This is a genomic window from Bradyrhizobium sp. B039, from assembly GCF_038965675.1.
Lineage (GTDB): Bacteria > Pseudomonadota > Alphaproteobacteria > Rhizobiales > Xanthobacteraceae > Bradyrhizobium > Bradyrhizobium diazoefficiens.
Genome location: NZ_CP152416.1, coordinates 2,392,859 through 2,406,474 on the forward strand (window position 1 = coordinate 2,392,859; position 13,616 = coordinate 2,406,474).

At 65.9% G+C, this 13,616-nt stretch carries 10 protein-coding genes; 6 read left to right on the plus strand and 4 right to left on the minus strand.

The annotated features are described in order from the left end of the window. Positions 1–101 precede the first annotated feature (101 nt). The 3 genes from AAFG50_RS11345 (at position 102) to glyS (ending at position 3,516) form a co-directional block, all read left to right on the plus strand. On the plus strand, positions 102–293 hold the full coding sequence (locus tag AAFG50_RS11345) for a hypothetical protein (protein WP_028175609.1): 192 nt from the start codon (positions 102–104) through the stop codon (positions 291–293). A 188-nt stretch (positions 294–481) separates the two neighbouring features. Then, positions 482–1,417: a glycine--tRNA ligase subunit alpha gene (locus AAFG50_RS11350; protein ID WP_011085322.1), complete on the plus strand. Its 936-nt coding sequence runs from the start codon at positions 482–484 to the stop codon at positions 1,415–1,417. After that, positions 1,417–3,516 carry a glycine--tRNA ligase subunit beta gene (gene glyS, locus AAFG50_RS11355; RefSeq protein ID WP_028175610.1) on the plus strand — a complete coding sequence of 700 codons (2,100 nt, stop codon included), beginning with the start codon at positions 1,417–1,419 and terminating at the stop codon, positions 3,514–3,516. Before AAFG50_RS11350 ends, glyS begins: the two co-directional genes overlap by 1 nt. 298 nt (positions 3,517–3,814) lie before the next feature. On the opposite strand, the gene AAFG50_RS11360 is transcribed toward glyS, so the two are convergent. Further along, complete coding sequence (locus tag AAFG50_RS11360; protein ID WP_028175611.1) at positions 3,815–4,168, minus strand: DUF1236 domain-containing protein; 354 nt, start codon at positions 4,166–4,168, stop codon at positions 3,815–3,817. A 224-nt stretch (positions 4,169–4,392) separates the two neighbouring features. On the opposite strand from AAFG50_RS11360, the gene AAFG50_RS11365 reads away from it, so the two are divergent. The 3 genes from AAFG50_RS11365 (at position 4,393) to AAFG50_RS11375 (ending at position 9,558) form a co-directional block, all read left to right on the plus strand. Then, positions 4,393–4,548: a DUF3096 domain-containing protein gene (locus AAFG50_RS11365; protein WP_074077234.1), complete on the plus strand. Its 156-nt coding sequence runs from the start codon at positions 4,393–4,395 to the stop codon at positions 4,546–4,548. A gap of 96 nt (positions 4,549–4,644) precedes the next feature. Further along, entirely contained in the window at positions 4,645–7,581 is a 2,937-nt protein-coding gene (ppdK, locus tag AAFG50_RS11370) for a pyruvate, phosphate dikinase (RefSeq protein ID WP_028175612.1), read from the plus strand. 522 nt (positions 7,582–8,103) lie between these two features. Next, positions 8,104–9,558: a cell wall hydrolase gene (locus AAFG50_RS11375; protein WP_028175613.1), complete on the plus strand. Its 1,455-nt coding sequence runs from the start codon at positions 8,104–8,106 to the stop codon at positions 9,556–9,558. Between the two features lie 189 nt (positions 9,559–9,747). On the opposite strand, the gene nadC is transcribed toward AAFG50_RS11375, so the two are convergent. From nadC to nadA, 3 genes are all read right to left on the minus strand, one after another. Continuing rightward, complete coding sequence (gene nadC, locus AAFG50_RS11380) at positions 9,748–10,626, minus strand: carboxylating nicotinate-nucleotide diphosphorylase (protein ID WP_028175614.1); 879 nt, start codon at positions 10,624–10,626, stop codon at positions 9,748–9,750. A gap of 11 nt (positions 10,627–10,637) precedes the next feature. Beyond that, positions 10,638–12,248, minus strand: a complete 1,611-nt coding sequence (locus AAFG50_RS11385; RefSeq protein WP_028175615.1) for an L-aspartate oxidase — start codon at positions 12,246–12,248, stop codon at positions 10,638–10,640. Between the two features lie 172 nt (positions 12,249–12,420). Continuing rightward, entirely contained in the window at positions 12,421–13,539 is a 1,119-nt protein-coding gene (gene nadA / locus AAFG50_RS11390) for a quinolinate synthase NadA (protein WP_028175616.1), read from the minus strand. Between the last annotated feature and the right edge of the window lie 77 nt (positions 13,540–13,616).

Sequence of the window (13,616 nt, forward strand, 5' to 3'; positions counted from 1 at the left end):
GCCATTTGGTCCCAAGGAGACTTGAAGCCGGGCCAATTGCGGCGCGGCCCGGTCTGCGCAAGAATGTGCGTGGGGGCTGAGCACTAGACAAGGATCGACCGATGCCGCCGTTCGTCGCTTTCGCGGGCGTCTTGGGCGGGCTTGCCGTGGTCCGCTGGGCCTACAAGACCGCTGTTCGGATCAACCAGGAGCTGGAGGAGATGCGCCTCGCGCGCGTCGCCGAGGCCGCCCATATGGGGGACATCCAGACGCTGAAGCGTGACCCCGTGACCGGGGCGTATCGCCCGGGTTAGCTGCACCTTCCACACGGCGTCATTCCGGGGCGGTCCGCAGGACCGAACCCGGAATCTCGAGCTTCCGGGTTCGCCCTTCGGGCGCCCCGGAATGACGGCCATTTCCACCCCCTTTGCCTTGATTCCCATCCCTGCCGTCGATACGGTCCCGCGCGATTCAAAACCCCCCGCGAGAGCCTGATCTGACGATGGACGCCTCCTTGCCCGCCCATATGCGCCCGGAACGCTCGTTCCAGGGCTTCATCCTCGCGCTCCAGCGGTTCTGGGCCGAGCAGGGCTGCGTGATCCTGCAGCCCTACGACATGGAGATGGGCGCGGGTACCTTCCATCCGGCGACCACCCTGCGCGCGCTCGGGCCAAAACCCTGGAACGCCGCCTATGTGCAGCCCTCGCGCCGGCCCAAGGACGGCCGCTACGGCGAGAACCCGAACCGGATGCAGCACTATTACCAATTCCAGGTGATCATGAAGCCGTCGCCGCCGAACCTTCAGGAGCTGTACCTGAAATCGCTCGCCGCGATCGGCATCGATTCCGCCGTGCACGACATCCGCTTCGTCGAGGATGATTGGGAGAGCCCGACGCTGGGCGCCTGGGGCCTTGGCTGGGAATGCTGGTGCGACGGCATGGAAGTCTCCCAGTTCACCTACTTCCAGCAGGTCGCGGGCTTCGAATGCGCGCCGGTCGCGGGTGAGCTCACCTACGGGCTCGAGCGCCTCGCGATGTATGTGCAGGGCGTCGACCGCGTCTACGACCTCAATTTCAACGGCCGCGACGGCGACGCCAAGGTCACCTATGGCGACGTCTTCCTCCAGGCCGAGCGGGAATATTCGAAGCACAACTTCGAAGTTGCCGACACCGCGATGCTGTTCGAGCAGTTCAAGATGGCGGAAGCGGCCTGCCGGAAATATCTCGACGCGGGCTGGCGCGAGGGCAACCGGAAAGAGCACCTGATGGCGCTGCCGGCCTATGACCAGTGCATCAAGGCGAGCCATGTCTTCAACCTGCTCGACGCGCGCGGCGTGATCTCCGTGACGGAGCGGCAGAGCTACATTCTTCGCGTCCGCGAGCTGGCAAAGGCCTGCGGCGAGGCCTGGATCCATACTGAAGCGGGCGGAGCGGCCTGATGCCCGATCTTTTGCTTGAACTGTTCTCGGAAGAAATCCCCGCGCGCATGCAGGCGAAGGCGGCCGACGATCTGCGCCGCATGGTCACCGACAAGCTGGTCGCCGAAGGCCTCGTCTACGAGGGTGCGAAAGCCTTCGCGACGCCGCGCCGCCTTGCGCTCACCGTGCACGGAGTCCCTGCGCGCCAGCCCGACCTGAAGACCGAACGCCGCGGACCGAAAATGGGCGCGCCCGATGCGGCCGTGCAGGGCTTTCTGAAAGCGACTGGTTTGAAGTCGCTGGACGAGGCCAAGATCCAGCGCGATCCGAAGGGCGACTTCTACATCGCGCTGATCGAAAAACCCGGCCGCGACGCGATCGACGTGCTTGCGGAGATCCTGCCCGTCATCATCCGTACCTTCCCCTGGCCGAAATCGATGCGCTGGGGCGCGCGTTCGGGCAAGCCGGGCTCACTCAACTGGGTGCGTCCGCTGCACGCGATCACCGCGACGTTTGGGCTCGAGACCGAAGAGCCCGATGTCGTGAAATTCGCGGTGGACGGCATCGAAGCCGGCCAGACCACCTACGGTCATCGCTTCCTGGCACCCGCCGCGATCAATGTGCGCCGCTTCGAGGATTACGAGGCGAAGCTGCTGGATGCGAAGGTCGTGCTCGATCCGGAGCGCCGCAAGGACGCGATCCTCACCGACGCCAAGCAGCTTGCATTTGCGCAAGGTTTCGAGCTTGTCGAGGACCAGAACCTGCTGGACGAGGTCGCCGGCCTCGTCGAATGGCCGGTCGTGCTGATGGGTTCGTTCGAACAGGAATTTCTGGCGACCCCCGCGGAAGTGATCCGCGCCACCATTCGCAACAACCAGAAGTGCTTTGTCGTGAGCGATGCCAAGACGGGCAAGCTCGCCAACAAGTTCATCCTGGTCGCCAACATTGAGGCGACGGATGGCGGCAAGACCATCATCGCCGGCAACGAGCGCGTCATCCGCGCGCGGCTTTCCGATGCGAAGTTCTTCTACGAGACGGACCTCAAAACCAAGCTCGAGGACCGCCTGCCGAAGTTCGAGCAGATCGTGTTCCACGAGAAACTCGGGACGCAAGCCGCGCGCATCACGCGCATCGAGCGGCTCGCCGCCGAGATCGCGCCGCTTGTCGGCGCCGATGTTGCCAAGACGGCGCGTGCCGCGCATCTGGCGAAGGCGGATTTGCTGACCGAAGTCGTCGGCGAATTCCCGGAGGTGCAGGGCCTGATGGGCAAGTACTACGCGCTGGCCCAGGGCGAGGATGCCTCCGTCGCGGCGGCGTGCGAGGAGCACTACAAGCCGCAGGGCCCCGCCGATCGCGTGCCGACCGACCCGGTCAGCGTCGCGGTGGCACTCGCCGACAAGCTCGACACCCTCGTCGGATTCTGGGCCATCGACGAGAAGCCGACGGGCAGCAAGGACCCGTATGCGCTGCGTCGCGCGGCGTTGGGTGTGATCCGGTTGATTGCCGAGAACACGTTGCGGCTGTCGCTCATGAAGGTGGCTGCGTCCGCACTCGCCGGCTTGTCGGTGAAGCCAGCCGATGCGCAGAAGCTTCCGGGTGACCTGCTTACCTTCTTCGCCGACCGTCTGAAAGTCCAGCTCCGCGAGCAGGGCGCGCGGCACGATCTCGTTGACGCCGTGTTCGCCCTCGGTGGCCAGGACGACCTGCTGATGATCGTTCGCCGCGTCGATGCGCTCGGCAAATTCCTCGAATCCGACGACGGCAAGAACCTGCTGGCCGGCACCAAGCGCGCCAGCAACATCCTCTCGATCGAGGAGAAGAAGGACAAGCGCACGTTCGACGGTGCGCCCGATGCTGCGCTCTACAGCCTCGGCGAGGAGAAGGCGCTGGCCAGGGCGATCGGCGAGGTGCAGGCGGAAGCCAGCACCGCCGTCGCGAAGGAGGACTTTGCCGCCGCGATGAGCGCGATGGCGAAGCTGCGCCCGCCGGTCGACGCGTTCTTCGACAAGGTCCGCGTCAATGACGATGATCCAAAGGTGCGCGAGAACCGCCTGAAGCTGCTGAACGAGATCCGCAGCGCCACGCGTGCGGTCGCGGACTTCTCGAAGATCCAGGATTGAGGCGCGGCCGAGCGGCAAACACTACTGTCATTCCGGGGCGCGCGAAGCGCGAACCCGGAATCCATCGTGCCGCGCGTGATGCAGAGAAATGGATTCCGGGCTCGCACCAAATGGCGCGCCCCGGAATGACGAAGCGCAAAAAAGCCCCACCCGGCGGGGGAAACCGGGCGGGGCCTGATGTCCGATTCTAACACTGCACGCGTCAGCCTGATTTGACGCGCCGGACATCGAGTTGAACGATGCGTTTTCGAGCGAAGTGGATACCGGTTCGCTCGAAAGGAACGTGTCCGTCGAGGATCTAGTCCAGCACCTCGACGATGCGCCGCGAGCGCGGCTCGACCAGCACGGTCTCGCCGTTCACGACGGTGTAGCGATAGGTGGTGGCGCCGAAACGTTGCGGCACGTCATAATAGGTGACGCCGCTCTCGGGTAAGGTGGCGCCGACCACTACGCGATCCGGGATGCGAAAGGCCGGAACGCGTTGTTCGATGACATAGTCGCGGAAGGCTGGCCGCTGCTCGACCGCAATCGTCGGGCCGCCGTCGACCACGACGGGCGCGCGTCCAACCGTAATGCCTGTTTGCGCCTGTGCCGCAATCGGCGCACCGAGCGCGACGCCAAGCGCTGCGAGAGCGAGAATCCTGTTCCGCATGGGCAACTCCTTCGACATGATTTCAGCCGGCGCCAGTGGCGCGACCGGTTGCCAATGCTGCGACGCGCGCGATGTTCCGGAAAATGCCTTGCCGCATTCGCGGCATTTTTGGGCAGTTTTCGCGAAGGCGGGAACTCGTGCGACCCCTAGTGCGTCTCTACCCGCGGAACCGGGTCCGCTATGATCCGCCCGCGATTCGCCCCACCACCACGGAAAGATAATTCATGCACATCACTGTCGCCCACATTTCGCCGATCCTGTCGTTGATTGCGGGCGTGCTCATCCTGATCATGCCGCGGCTTCTCAACCTCATCGTCGCGATCTTTCTCATCATAAATGGTGCGATAGGGCTCGGATTGTTGAAGTGGCTCCATCTCTAGGCCTTCATTTTCCGGAACTCTTCGACTTGCGCGGGCCTGCCCAAAGTGGTGTAAGGCGCGCGATTTCCCTTTCCTCTCGCAGGTTGTGTGCAAGCTATGGCCAAAGCCGCCTCGAAGCCTAAGAAAATACCAGCGAAATCAAAGTCCTCCGTCAAGGCGAAAGCCGCGCCGGCGGCTCGCAAGGCGCTTTCCAAGAGCGCCCCGAAGCCGATTGCCAAGCCCGCGGCCAAGCCGGCTGCGAAGCCCGCCGCCAAGGCGGTTTCAAAGGCTGCGACCAAGCCGGTTGCGCCGAAGGCCGCCGCCAAGATCGCTCTGAAGCCGGCACCGAGCAAAGTCGCGCCAGCTGCGGCCAAGGCCGGCAAATGGGTGTTCACGTTCGGCGACGGCAAGGCCGAGGGCCGGACGGAGATGCGCGACCTGCTCGGCGGCAAGGGCGCCAACCTCGCCGAGATGGCCAATCTCGGCCTGCCGGTGCCTCCCGGCTTCACCATCCCGACCTCGGTCTGCACCTACTTCTACGCACACGGCAAGACCTATCCGAAGGAGTTGCAGTCGCAGGTTGAGAAGGCGCTCGACCATGTCGGCAAGTTGACCGGCAAGGTGTTCGGCGACACCAAGAACCCGCTGCTCGTCTCCGTGCGCTCCGGCGCGCGCGCTTCGATGCCGGGCATGATGGACACCGTGCTCAATCTCGGCCTCAACGACGAGACCGTGGAAGCGCTCTCGGAACTGTCCGGCGACCGCCGCTTCGCCTATGACAGCTACCGCCGCTTCATCACCATGTATTCCGACGTGGTGCTCGGTTTCGAACATCATCATTTCGAGGAAATCCTCGACACCTTCAAGGACAGCCAAGGCTACACGCTCGACACCGACCTGTCGGCTGAGGACTGGGTCGAGCTGGTCGGCAAGTACAAGGACGCGGTCGCGCGCGAGACCGGGAAGAATTTCCCGCAGGATCCGCACGACCAGCTCTGGGGCGCGATTGGAGCGGTGTTTTCATCCTGGATGAACGCACGCGCGGTGACCTATCGCAAGCTGCACGACATTCCGGAATCCTGGGGCACCGCGGTCAACGTGCAGGCCATGGTGTTCGGCAACATGGGCGAGACGTCGGCGACCGGCGTCGCCTTCACGCGCAACCCCTCGACCGGCGAGAGCAAGCTCTACGGCGAGTTCCTGATCAACGCGCAGGGCGAGGACGTGGTGGCGGGCATCCGCACGCCGCAGGACATCACCGAAGAGGCGCGGAAGGAATCCGGCTCGGACAAGGCGTCGATGGAAGCGGCGATGCCCGAGGCCTTCAAGGAGCTGACGCGGATCTACACGCTGCTCGAGAAGCACTACCGCGACATGCAGGACATGGAGTTCACGGTCGAGCAGGGCAAGCTGTGGATGCTGCAGACCCGCGGCGGCAAGCGCACCGCCAAGGCGGCGCTGCGCATCGCGGTCGAGCTCGCCAATGAGGGCCTGATCACCAAGAAGGAAGCGGTGACGCGGATCGATCCGGCTTCGCTCGACCAGCTGCTGCATCCGACCATCGATCCCAACGCCAAGCGCGACGTGATCGCGACCGGCCTGCCGGCGTCGCCCGGCGCGGCTTCCGGCGAGATCGTGTTCTCCTCGGACGAAGCGGCCAAGCTCCAGGCCGACGGGCGCAAAGTGATTCTGGTCCGCATCGAGACCAGCCCCGAGGACATCCACGGCATGCACGCCGCCGAAGGCATCCTCACCACCCGCGGCGGCATGACCTCGCATGCGGCCGTGGTCGCGCGCGGCATGGGCAAGCCCTGCGTCTCCGGCTGCGGCACCATCCGCGTCGACTACGGCCGCGGCACCATGAGCATCGGCTCGCGCACCTTCAAGACCGGCGACGTCATCACCATCGACGGCTCGCTCGGCCAGGTGCTCGCCGGCCGCATGCCGATGATCGAGCCGGAGCTGTCCGGCGAGTTCGGCACGCTGATGAAGTGGGCCGACCAGGTCCGCAAGATCGGCGTTCGCGTCAACGGAGATACGCCGGACGACGCCCGCACCGCGATCAAGTTCGGCGCGGAAGGCATCGGCCTGTGCCGCACCGAGCACATGTTCTTCGAGGAGACCCGCATCCGCACGGTGCGCGAGATGATCCTCTCGGAGGACGAGCAGTCACGCCGCGCAGCGCTCGCCAAGCTGCTGCCGATGCAGCGTGCCGACTTCGTCGAGCTGTTCGAGATCATGAAGGGCCTGCCCGTCACGATCCGGCTTTTGGATCCTCCCCTCCATGAGTTCCTGCCGCATACCCATGCCGAGGTCGAGGAAGTGGCGCGTGCCATGAACACCGACCCGCGGCGCCTGGCCGACCGCGCGCGCGAGCTCTCGGAGTTCAACCCGATGCTCGGCTTCCGCGGCTGCCGTATCGCGATCGCTTACCCCGAGATCGCCGAGATGCAGGCGCGCGCGATCTTCGAGGCCGCGGTCGAGGCCGAGAAGCGCACCGGCAAGGCTGTGGGCCTCGAGGTGATGGTGCCGCTGATCGCCACCAAGATGGAGCTCGACCTCGTCAAGGCGCGCATCGACGCCACCGCACAGGCCGTGATGCGCGACACCAACACCAAGCTCGCCTATCAGGTCGGCACCATGATCGAGCTGCCGCGCGCCTGTCTGCTCGCGGCCGAGATCGCGGAGAGCGCCGAGTTCTTCTCGTTCGGCACCAACGATCTGACGCAGACCACCTACGGCATCAGCCGCGACGATGCCGCGAGCTTCCTCGGCACCTACGTGTCAAAGGGCATCCTTCCGATCGATCCCTTCGTCGCGCTCGATCAGGAGGGCGTCGGCGAACTGGTCAAGATCGGCGTCGCGCGCGGCCGCAAGACCCGCCCGAAGCTCAAGGTCGGCATCTGCGGCGAGCATGGCGGCGATCCCGCTTCCGTCGCCTTCTGCCACAATATCGGCCTCGACTACGTCTCCTGCTCGCCCTACCGCGTGCCGATCGCCCGCCTCGCCGCGGCGCAAGCCGCACTCGGCAAGGCGGTCGCGAGCCAGGCGTAAGGCGATTTGAAATGTTGAATGCGAAGAGGCGGGGCCCAACCCCGCCTCTTTCATTTTGAGCGGCACTCTTGCCACGCCGTCATTGCGAGCGCAGCGAAGCAATCCAGAATCCCTCCGCGGCGGCAGTCTGGATTGCTTCGCTCCGCTCGCAATGACGAGACTGTTGAACGCGCATGCCGCCACACTCTCGGTGTCATCGCCCGCGGGGCATGACTGCTGTGGTGTGGAAGCGCTGTGTGCAAACGCCAACGCCGGGAACTCGTCGCGCGTCCCGTAATGATACGTGCGCGCAAGAGTTCCTTCACCATTCGCGTTGACCAGATGTTTACCGCTTCGCGTGAGGCGGCATTTACCAAGGCGCATCATTGCCCCGTGAAAACACCTGCAATCGCTTGAGTGTGCCGCGCGCGCAACGCCGATTAACGCCCCGGCAACCTAAATTGGATACTTACGAAAAAGATCGAATTGCACGGATGTACTGCGGTTCGATTTGTCTGGCGTTAGCGTAGCGTGAGCGTATCGATGTCAGTGTTGCGTAACCATCCGAAGGGCGCGCGGTTCGCGTCCTTCGGCATCGGTCTCTGCATCTTCGCATTGATGCCGAGAGAGACCGGCTATCAGGATATTGCCTCGCTGCTGGCGCGTCAGCCCGGCGTCGCCGAGCGTTGGCAGAAGCAGGTGTATTCCGCGGCGTCCTCGATCCAGCTCGCCACCTACAGTTTTTCCCGCCCCATCGGCACCTCGGTTCCGCAGAGCGCGATGGTTCGCCTCGCCAGCCTCGATGGCCGTGACGTCACCGGCGCGATCAGCCGCAATCCGGCGCTTCAAGCGCCGCCGCGCTACCAGGCCGCCGACTTTCCCAAGGTCGATCGCTCCATGAAGGGTGATCGCCTCGCTATCGTACCACCGACGACGTCTCCCGACGCTGCCGCACCGACCGCAGCCCCCGCGCAGGAAGATCCCGCGACGTCGAACAGCTCGGTGTTCGGCGCCAAGACCGCCGCGTTGCCGCAAGCGATGTCGCCGGAGTCCGCAGCCGCGCTCGACCCCGAGCTCCAGGAAGCGCTTCGCGCGCCGCCTTTGCCGCAATATGCCAATCCGCCGAAGGCCAGCGACCTTGCGCGCTCGTTCGCGGTTCAGCCGCTGGAGGCGCTGAAGCGGGCCACAGCGCCCGCCGCGCCTGCGCGCGATCCCTTCAGCGTCAAGACCGCGAACCTGTTCTTCGGCAGTTCCTCGCTCGGCGGCAATCTCGAGAGCATCGAGAGCTGGCAGCCCGGCGCCGAGCCGCTGATCGTGATGCCCGACCCCGACATGAAGGTGACGGCCTCGCTGACGCCGCCGTCGGAACAGATCGCCAAGGACATCGAGAGCGGCGAGAGCGTCGCGCCGAAGGGCGAGGTCAATGCCGACAACCAGCGCGCCAGGTCGCCGGCGGAGCGGCTCGCACTCGACGACAAGTCGCGCGCGAAATCCGAGAAGTGCCTCGCGGAAGCGGTCTACTTCGAGTCCCGCGGCGAGGCCGTGCGCGGCCAGATGGCGGTCGCGCAGGTCGTGATGAACCGCGTGTTCTCCGGCAAATATCCCGACACGGTGTGCGGAGCAGTCTATCAGAACAAGCACCGCCATTTCGCCTGCCAGTTCACCTTTGCCTGCGACAACAATCCCGACGTGATCCGCGAGCCCGAGATGTGGGAGCGCGCCAAGAAGATCGCGAAAGCGATGCTCGACGGCCAGATCTGGCTACCCGAGGTCGGCAAGTCCACGCATTACCACGCCTATTGGGTGCGCCCGTCCTGGGTCGCCGAGATGAAGAAGATGTACAAGACCGGCGTGCACACCTTCTATCGCCCGCGCGCCTGGGGCGACGGCAGCGAGGAACCGAGCTGGGGCTCTCCGGCCCAGACCGCCGCACTCTCCGCCGAACTCACGCAGGAAGCCAAGAGCTCCGCCGAGATGGGTGTGAGCGAGCGGCGCTGAGATAGCTTACGGCTGTCGCCGCAAGCGCAGCCGTGCTCCCTCGCCCCGCTTGCGGGGAGAGGGTTGGGGTGAGGGGGACTCTCCACGGGGACGGTGAGAGTTAGACTCGCGGAGACTCCCCCTCACCCGGAATCCGCGCTTTCAGCGGGAATTCCGGCCTCTCCCCGCAAGCGGGGAGAGGCAAAGAAATCACGCCTCGATATCCAGTGCACAATCGAAATTCGGCGCCGAATGCGTCAGCGCGCCGGACGAGGCGTAGTCGACGCCGGTCGCTGCGATTGCGGCGATCGAGTCCAACGTGACGCCGCCGGATGCTTCCAGCTTGAGCCGTCCCTCGCTCATCCGCACCGCCTCACGCAGCGTCGCAAGGTCCATGTTATCGAGCAGTACGGCGTCAGCCATCCCCGTGTCCAGCACCTCGCGCAGTTGCGCCAGCGTATCCACCTCGATCTCGATCTTGATGAGATGGCCGGCGTGGGCGCGTGCGCGCTCCAGCACGGGGCGGATGCCGCCGGCGACCGCGATGTGGTTGTCCTTGATCAGGATCGCGTCGTCGAGGCCGAAGCGGTGGTTGAAGCCGCCGCCGCAGCGCACCGCGTATTTCTCCAGTGCGCGCAAGCCCGGTGTGGTTTTTCGCGTGCAGCAGATCCGCATCCTGGTGCCTTCGGTGCGCGCGACATAGTCCGCCGTCAGCGTCGCGACGCCCGACAGCCGACCGACGAAGTTCAGCGCGGTCCGCTCCGCGGTGAGAATGGCGCGCGCGGGACCCGAGATCGTCAGCACGAGCTGCCCGCGCGCCACGCGCGCGGCGTCGCGGACATGCGCGCGCACCTCGATGTCCGGCGACAGCTTTTGCAGCGTCGCCAGCGCCAGCGGCAGGCCGGCGATCACGCCGGACTGGCGCGCGACCAGGATCGCCTTTGCTGTTGTCGCCTCCGGGATCGTCGCGAGCGAGGTGATGTCGCCGGCGCGGCCGAGATCTTCGTCGAGCGCGCGGTGCACGGCCTCGTCGATCGCGAGCGGCGAGAGGAAGGCGTCGGGATAGAGCAGGGATGTCGGGGTGATCATAGAGGACTCCGTCAGGCGATCATGGGTTGCGCGATGCGCGGCATTGGGCGTTCGGTGAGGTTTTCTGCGACCTCGCGCGCTGCTGCGAGGGTGGTCATCGTTCTCTTCGCCTGCGCGGGGAGATCAGCCGGATGATCGGAGCGGAAATGCGCGCCGCGGCTCTCGCACCGCGTCCAGGCCGCAGCGGCGACGAGCAGGGCTGTTGTCGCCATGTTGCGGACGGCGATGCTCGTTGCGTCACCTTCGAGCGCAGCGAAGCTGCGCACGGCCTCCGCAAGCCCGTCACCGTGACGGATCACGCCGACATGCGCGCTCATCGTCGCGCGCAGCCGCTTCACGGCCGCGGCATCCGGTGTGCCGCCGCGCGGCGCCACCAATGCGTCGGGAAGGCGGGCAGCCGAGGGGATGGCTCGGCCGGCGATGTCGTCGGCGATGCGTGCGGCGTAGACCACGGCCTCCAGCAGCGAATTCGAGGCGAGGCGGTTCGCGCCATGCGCACCGGTGGAGGACACTTCGCCGCCGGCCCATAGCCCGTCGATCGAGCTGCGGCCGCGCCCGTCCACCGCGATGCCGCCCATGTGGTAGTGCGCGGCGGGCGCGATCGGGATGGCCTGCGTGGCGGGATCGATGCCGGCGGCGATGCAGCTCGCATGCACGGTCGGGAATTTGTCGGCGAAGCGTGCGCCCAGCGCCTGCCGTGCGTCGAGGAATGCGCCGCGCCCGGCAGCGATCTCGGCGAACACGCCGCGGGCCACGATGTCGCGCGGCGCGAGCTCGGCGAGCGGATGACGCGCCAGCATGAAACGCTCGCCATCGGCGTTGATCAGCGTCGCCCCTTCGCCGCGCAGCGCCTCCGTCGCCAGCGGTGCCGGATCGCGGCCGACCATGATGGCGGTGGGGTGGAACTGCACGAATTCAGGATCGGCGATCAGGGCGCCGGCGCGCGCGGCGATCGCAAGGCCCGATCCGCTTGCTTCAATCGGATTGGTGGTGACTGCATAGAGATGGCCGAGGCCGCCGGTCGCGAGCACCACCGCGCGTGAGGCGAGCAGGACCGGCGGGGCGGCAGGATTGCCGGCCTCGCGCAACTGAAGGCCGGAGACGGCGCCGTCTTCCGTCAACAGCGCTTCGGCGACGAAACCCTCGATCAGCCGGATCGACGGCGTTCGGCGTACAGCCTCGCCCAGCGCCGCGATGATCGCTGCGCCCGCGCCGTCGCCGCGCACATGCACGATGCGGCGCGCCGAATGCGCAGCTTCCCGCCCCACCGCGAGCCTGCCTTCGAGGTCGCGATCGAACGGCACGCCATAGGCGAGCAGGTCATGGATGCGCGGCGCGGCCTCGCGGGCGATCCCGAGCGCGACCGCCTCGTCGACGAGGCCGCCGCCGACGGCAACCGTATCTGCGGCATGTGCTTCCGGAGTATCGCCCTCGGCCACCGCCGCGGCGATGCCGCCTTGCGCCCATGCCGATGAGGCGCCCTGTCCGAGCGGTGCCGCCGAGATCAGCGTCACCGGCCGCGGCGCGAGTTTTAGCGCGCAGAACAGTCCGGCAAGGCCGCCGCCGACGATGACGACATCGTCGGTGCTGCGAGTGAGGTTGTGGATGTTGTTTGTTGTCATGGCTTTCTCCAAGCTCTCAACCGTCGTCCCGGCGAAGGCCGGGACCCATACTCCGCAGCAGTAGTTGTTTGGCGAAGCTGCTTGACGTCGTTCTCTGCAACCACACCTTCCTGTGGATATGGGTCCCGGCCTTCGCCGGGACGACACTGTGGGTGTTGCTGCTGTTTGATGCTCAATTCTTCAGATTGATCATCCGCTCGACCGAGCGTCGCGCGCGCTCTGCAAGCGCGGGATCGATCGTCACCTCCTCGCGCAGCGTCAGCAGGCTCTCCAGGATGTTGGCGAGCGTGATGCGCTTCATGTGCGGGCAGAGATTGCAGGGGCGGAGCATCTCCACGTCAGGCAGTTCGGCACGCACATTGTCGGCCATCGAGCACTCGGTGATCATCACGAGCCGCCGCGGCCGCTTTGCGCGGACCCAGTTGATCATGTGCGCGGTCGAGCCGGTGAAGTCGGCCTCCGCCAGCACGTCAGGCGGGCATTCGGGATGGGCGATGATCTGCACGGAGGGATCGGCCTCGCGCAGCTCGCGGAGCTCCCCGCCGGTGAAGCGCTCGTGCACCTCGCAGGCGCCCTTCCAGGCGATGATCTTCACGTCGGTCTTCGAGGCCACGTAGGTCGCGAGATAGCGGTCGGGAAGGAAGATCACGCTTGGCGCATTCAGGCTCTCGACCACCTGCACCGCGTTCGACGAGGTGCAGCAGATGTCCACCTCGGCTTTCACCTCCGCCGAGGTGTTGACATAGGCGACGACAGGAACGCCGGGAAATTTCTCGCGGAGCAGACGAACGTCGGCGCCGGTGACGCTGGCGGCAAGCGAGCAGCCGGCACGCGAATCCGGAATCAGCACCGTCTTGTCCGGGTTGAGCAGTTTCGAGGTCTCCGCCATGAAGTGCACGCCGCACTGGACGATGATGCCGGCCTTCACCTTGGTGGCTTCGACGGCGAGCTGGAGCGAGTCGCCGCCGATGTCGGCAACGCAGTGGAAGATCTCCGGGGCCTGGTAATTGTGCGCGAGGATCACTGCGCCTCGCGCCTGCTTCAGCTCGTTGATCGCCTTGATGGTCGGCGCCATCAGCGGCCACTCGATCGGCGGGATCACGTGCTTCACGCGCTCATAGAGCGGCGCGGTGGCGCGCTCGACCTCGTCAGTCCATTCCAGCGAGGGCATCGGCAGTATCGATCCCGTTCGCGCCGGCGCGGCGCGTGGGAAGGGCGTGATCTGGTTCGTGGCTTGGCCCTGCGGCCGGTTGGCAAAGTCGTCGGGGCCGTAAAGTCCAGTGATCGGCATCAAAGCCTCCCGCTCGTGTTATTATGCTCAATGTGAGTATATTCAGGGCCCGAGAAATCCGGCCGAGAGGCCGGCTC

Coding starts and splice junctions, on each gene's coding strand:
- AAFG50_RS11385 (WP_028175615.1), bottom strand. CDS start 12,248: ATGACAACAAACAACATCCACAACCTCACTCGCAGCACCGACGATGTC.
- AAFG50_RS11375 (WP_028175613.1), top strand. CDS start 8,104: ATGTCAGTGTTGCGTAACCATCCGAAGGGCGCGCGGTTCGCGTCCTTC.
- AAFG50_RS11345 (WP_028175609.1), top strand. CDS start 102: ATGCCGCCGTTCGTCGCTTTCGCGGGCGTCTTGGGCGGGCTTGCCGTG.
- nadA (WP_028175616.1), bottom strand. CDS start 13,539: ATGCCGATCACTGGACTTTACGGCCCCGACGACTTTGCCAACCGGCCG.
- glyS (WP_028175610.1), top strand. CDS start 1,417: ATGCCCGATCTTTTGCTTGAACTGTTCTCGGAAGAAATCCCCGCGCGC.
- AAFG50_RS11360 (WP_028175611.1), bottom strand. CDS start 4,168: ATGCGGAACAGGATTCTCGCTCTCGCAGCGCTTGGCGTCGCGCTCGGT.
- nadC (WP_028175614.1), bottom strand. CDS start 10,626: ATGATCACCCCGACATCCCTGCTCTATCCCGACGCCTTCCTCTCGCCG.
- AAFG50_RS11365 (WP_074077234.1), top strand. CDS start 4,393: ATGCACATCACTGTCGCCCACATTTCGCCGATCCTGTCGTTGATTGCG.
- ppdK (WP_028175612.1), top strand. CDS start 4,645: ATGGCCAAAGCCGCCTCGAAGCCTAAGAAAATACCAGCGAAATCAAAG.
- AAFG50_RS11350 (WP_011085322.1), top strand. CDS start 482: ATGGACGCCTCCTTGCCCGCCCATATGCGCCCGGAACGCTCGTTCCAG.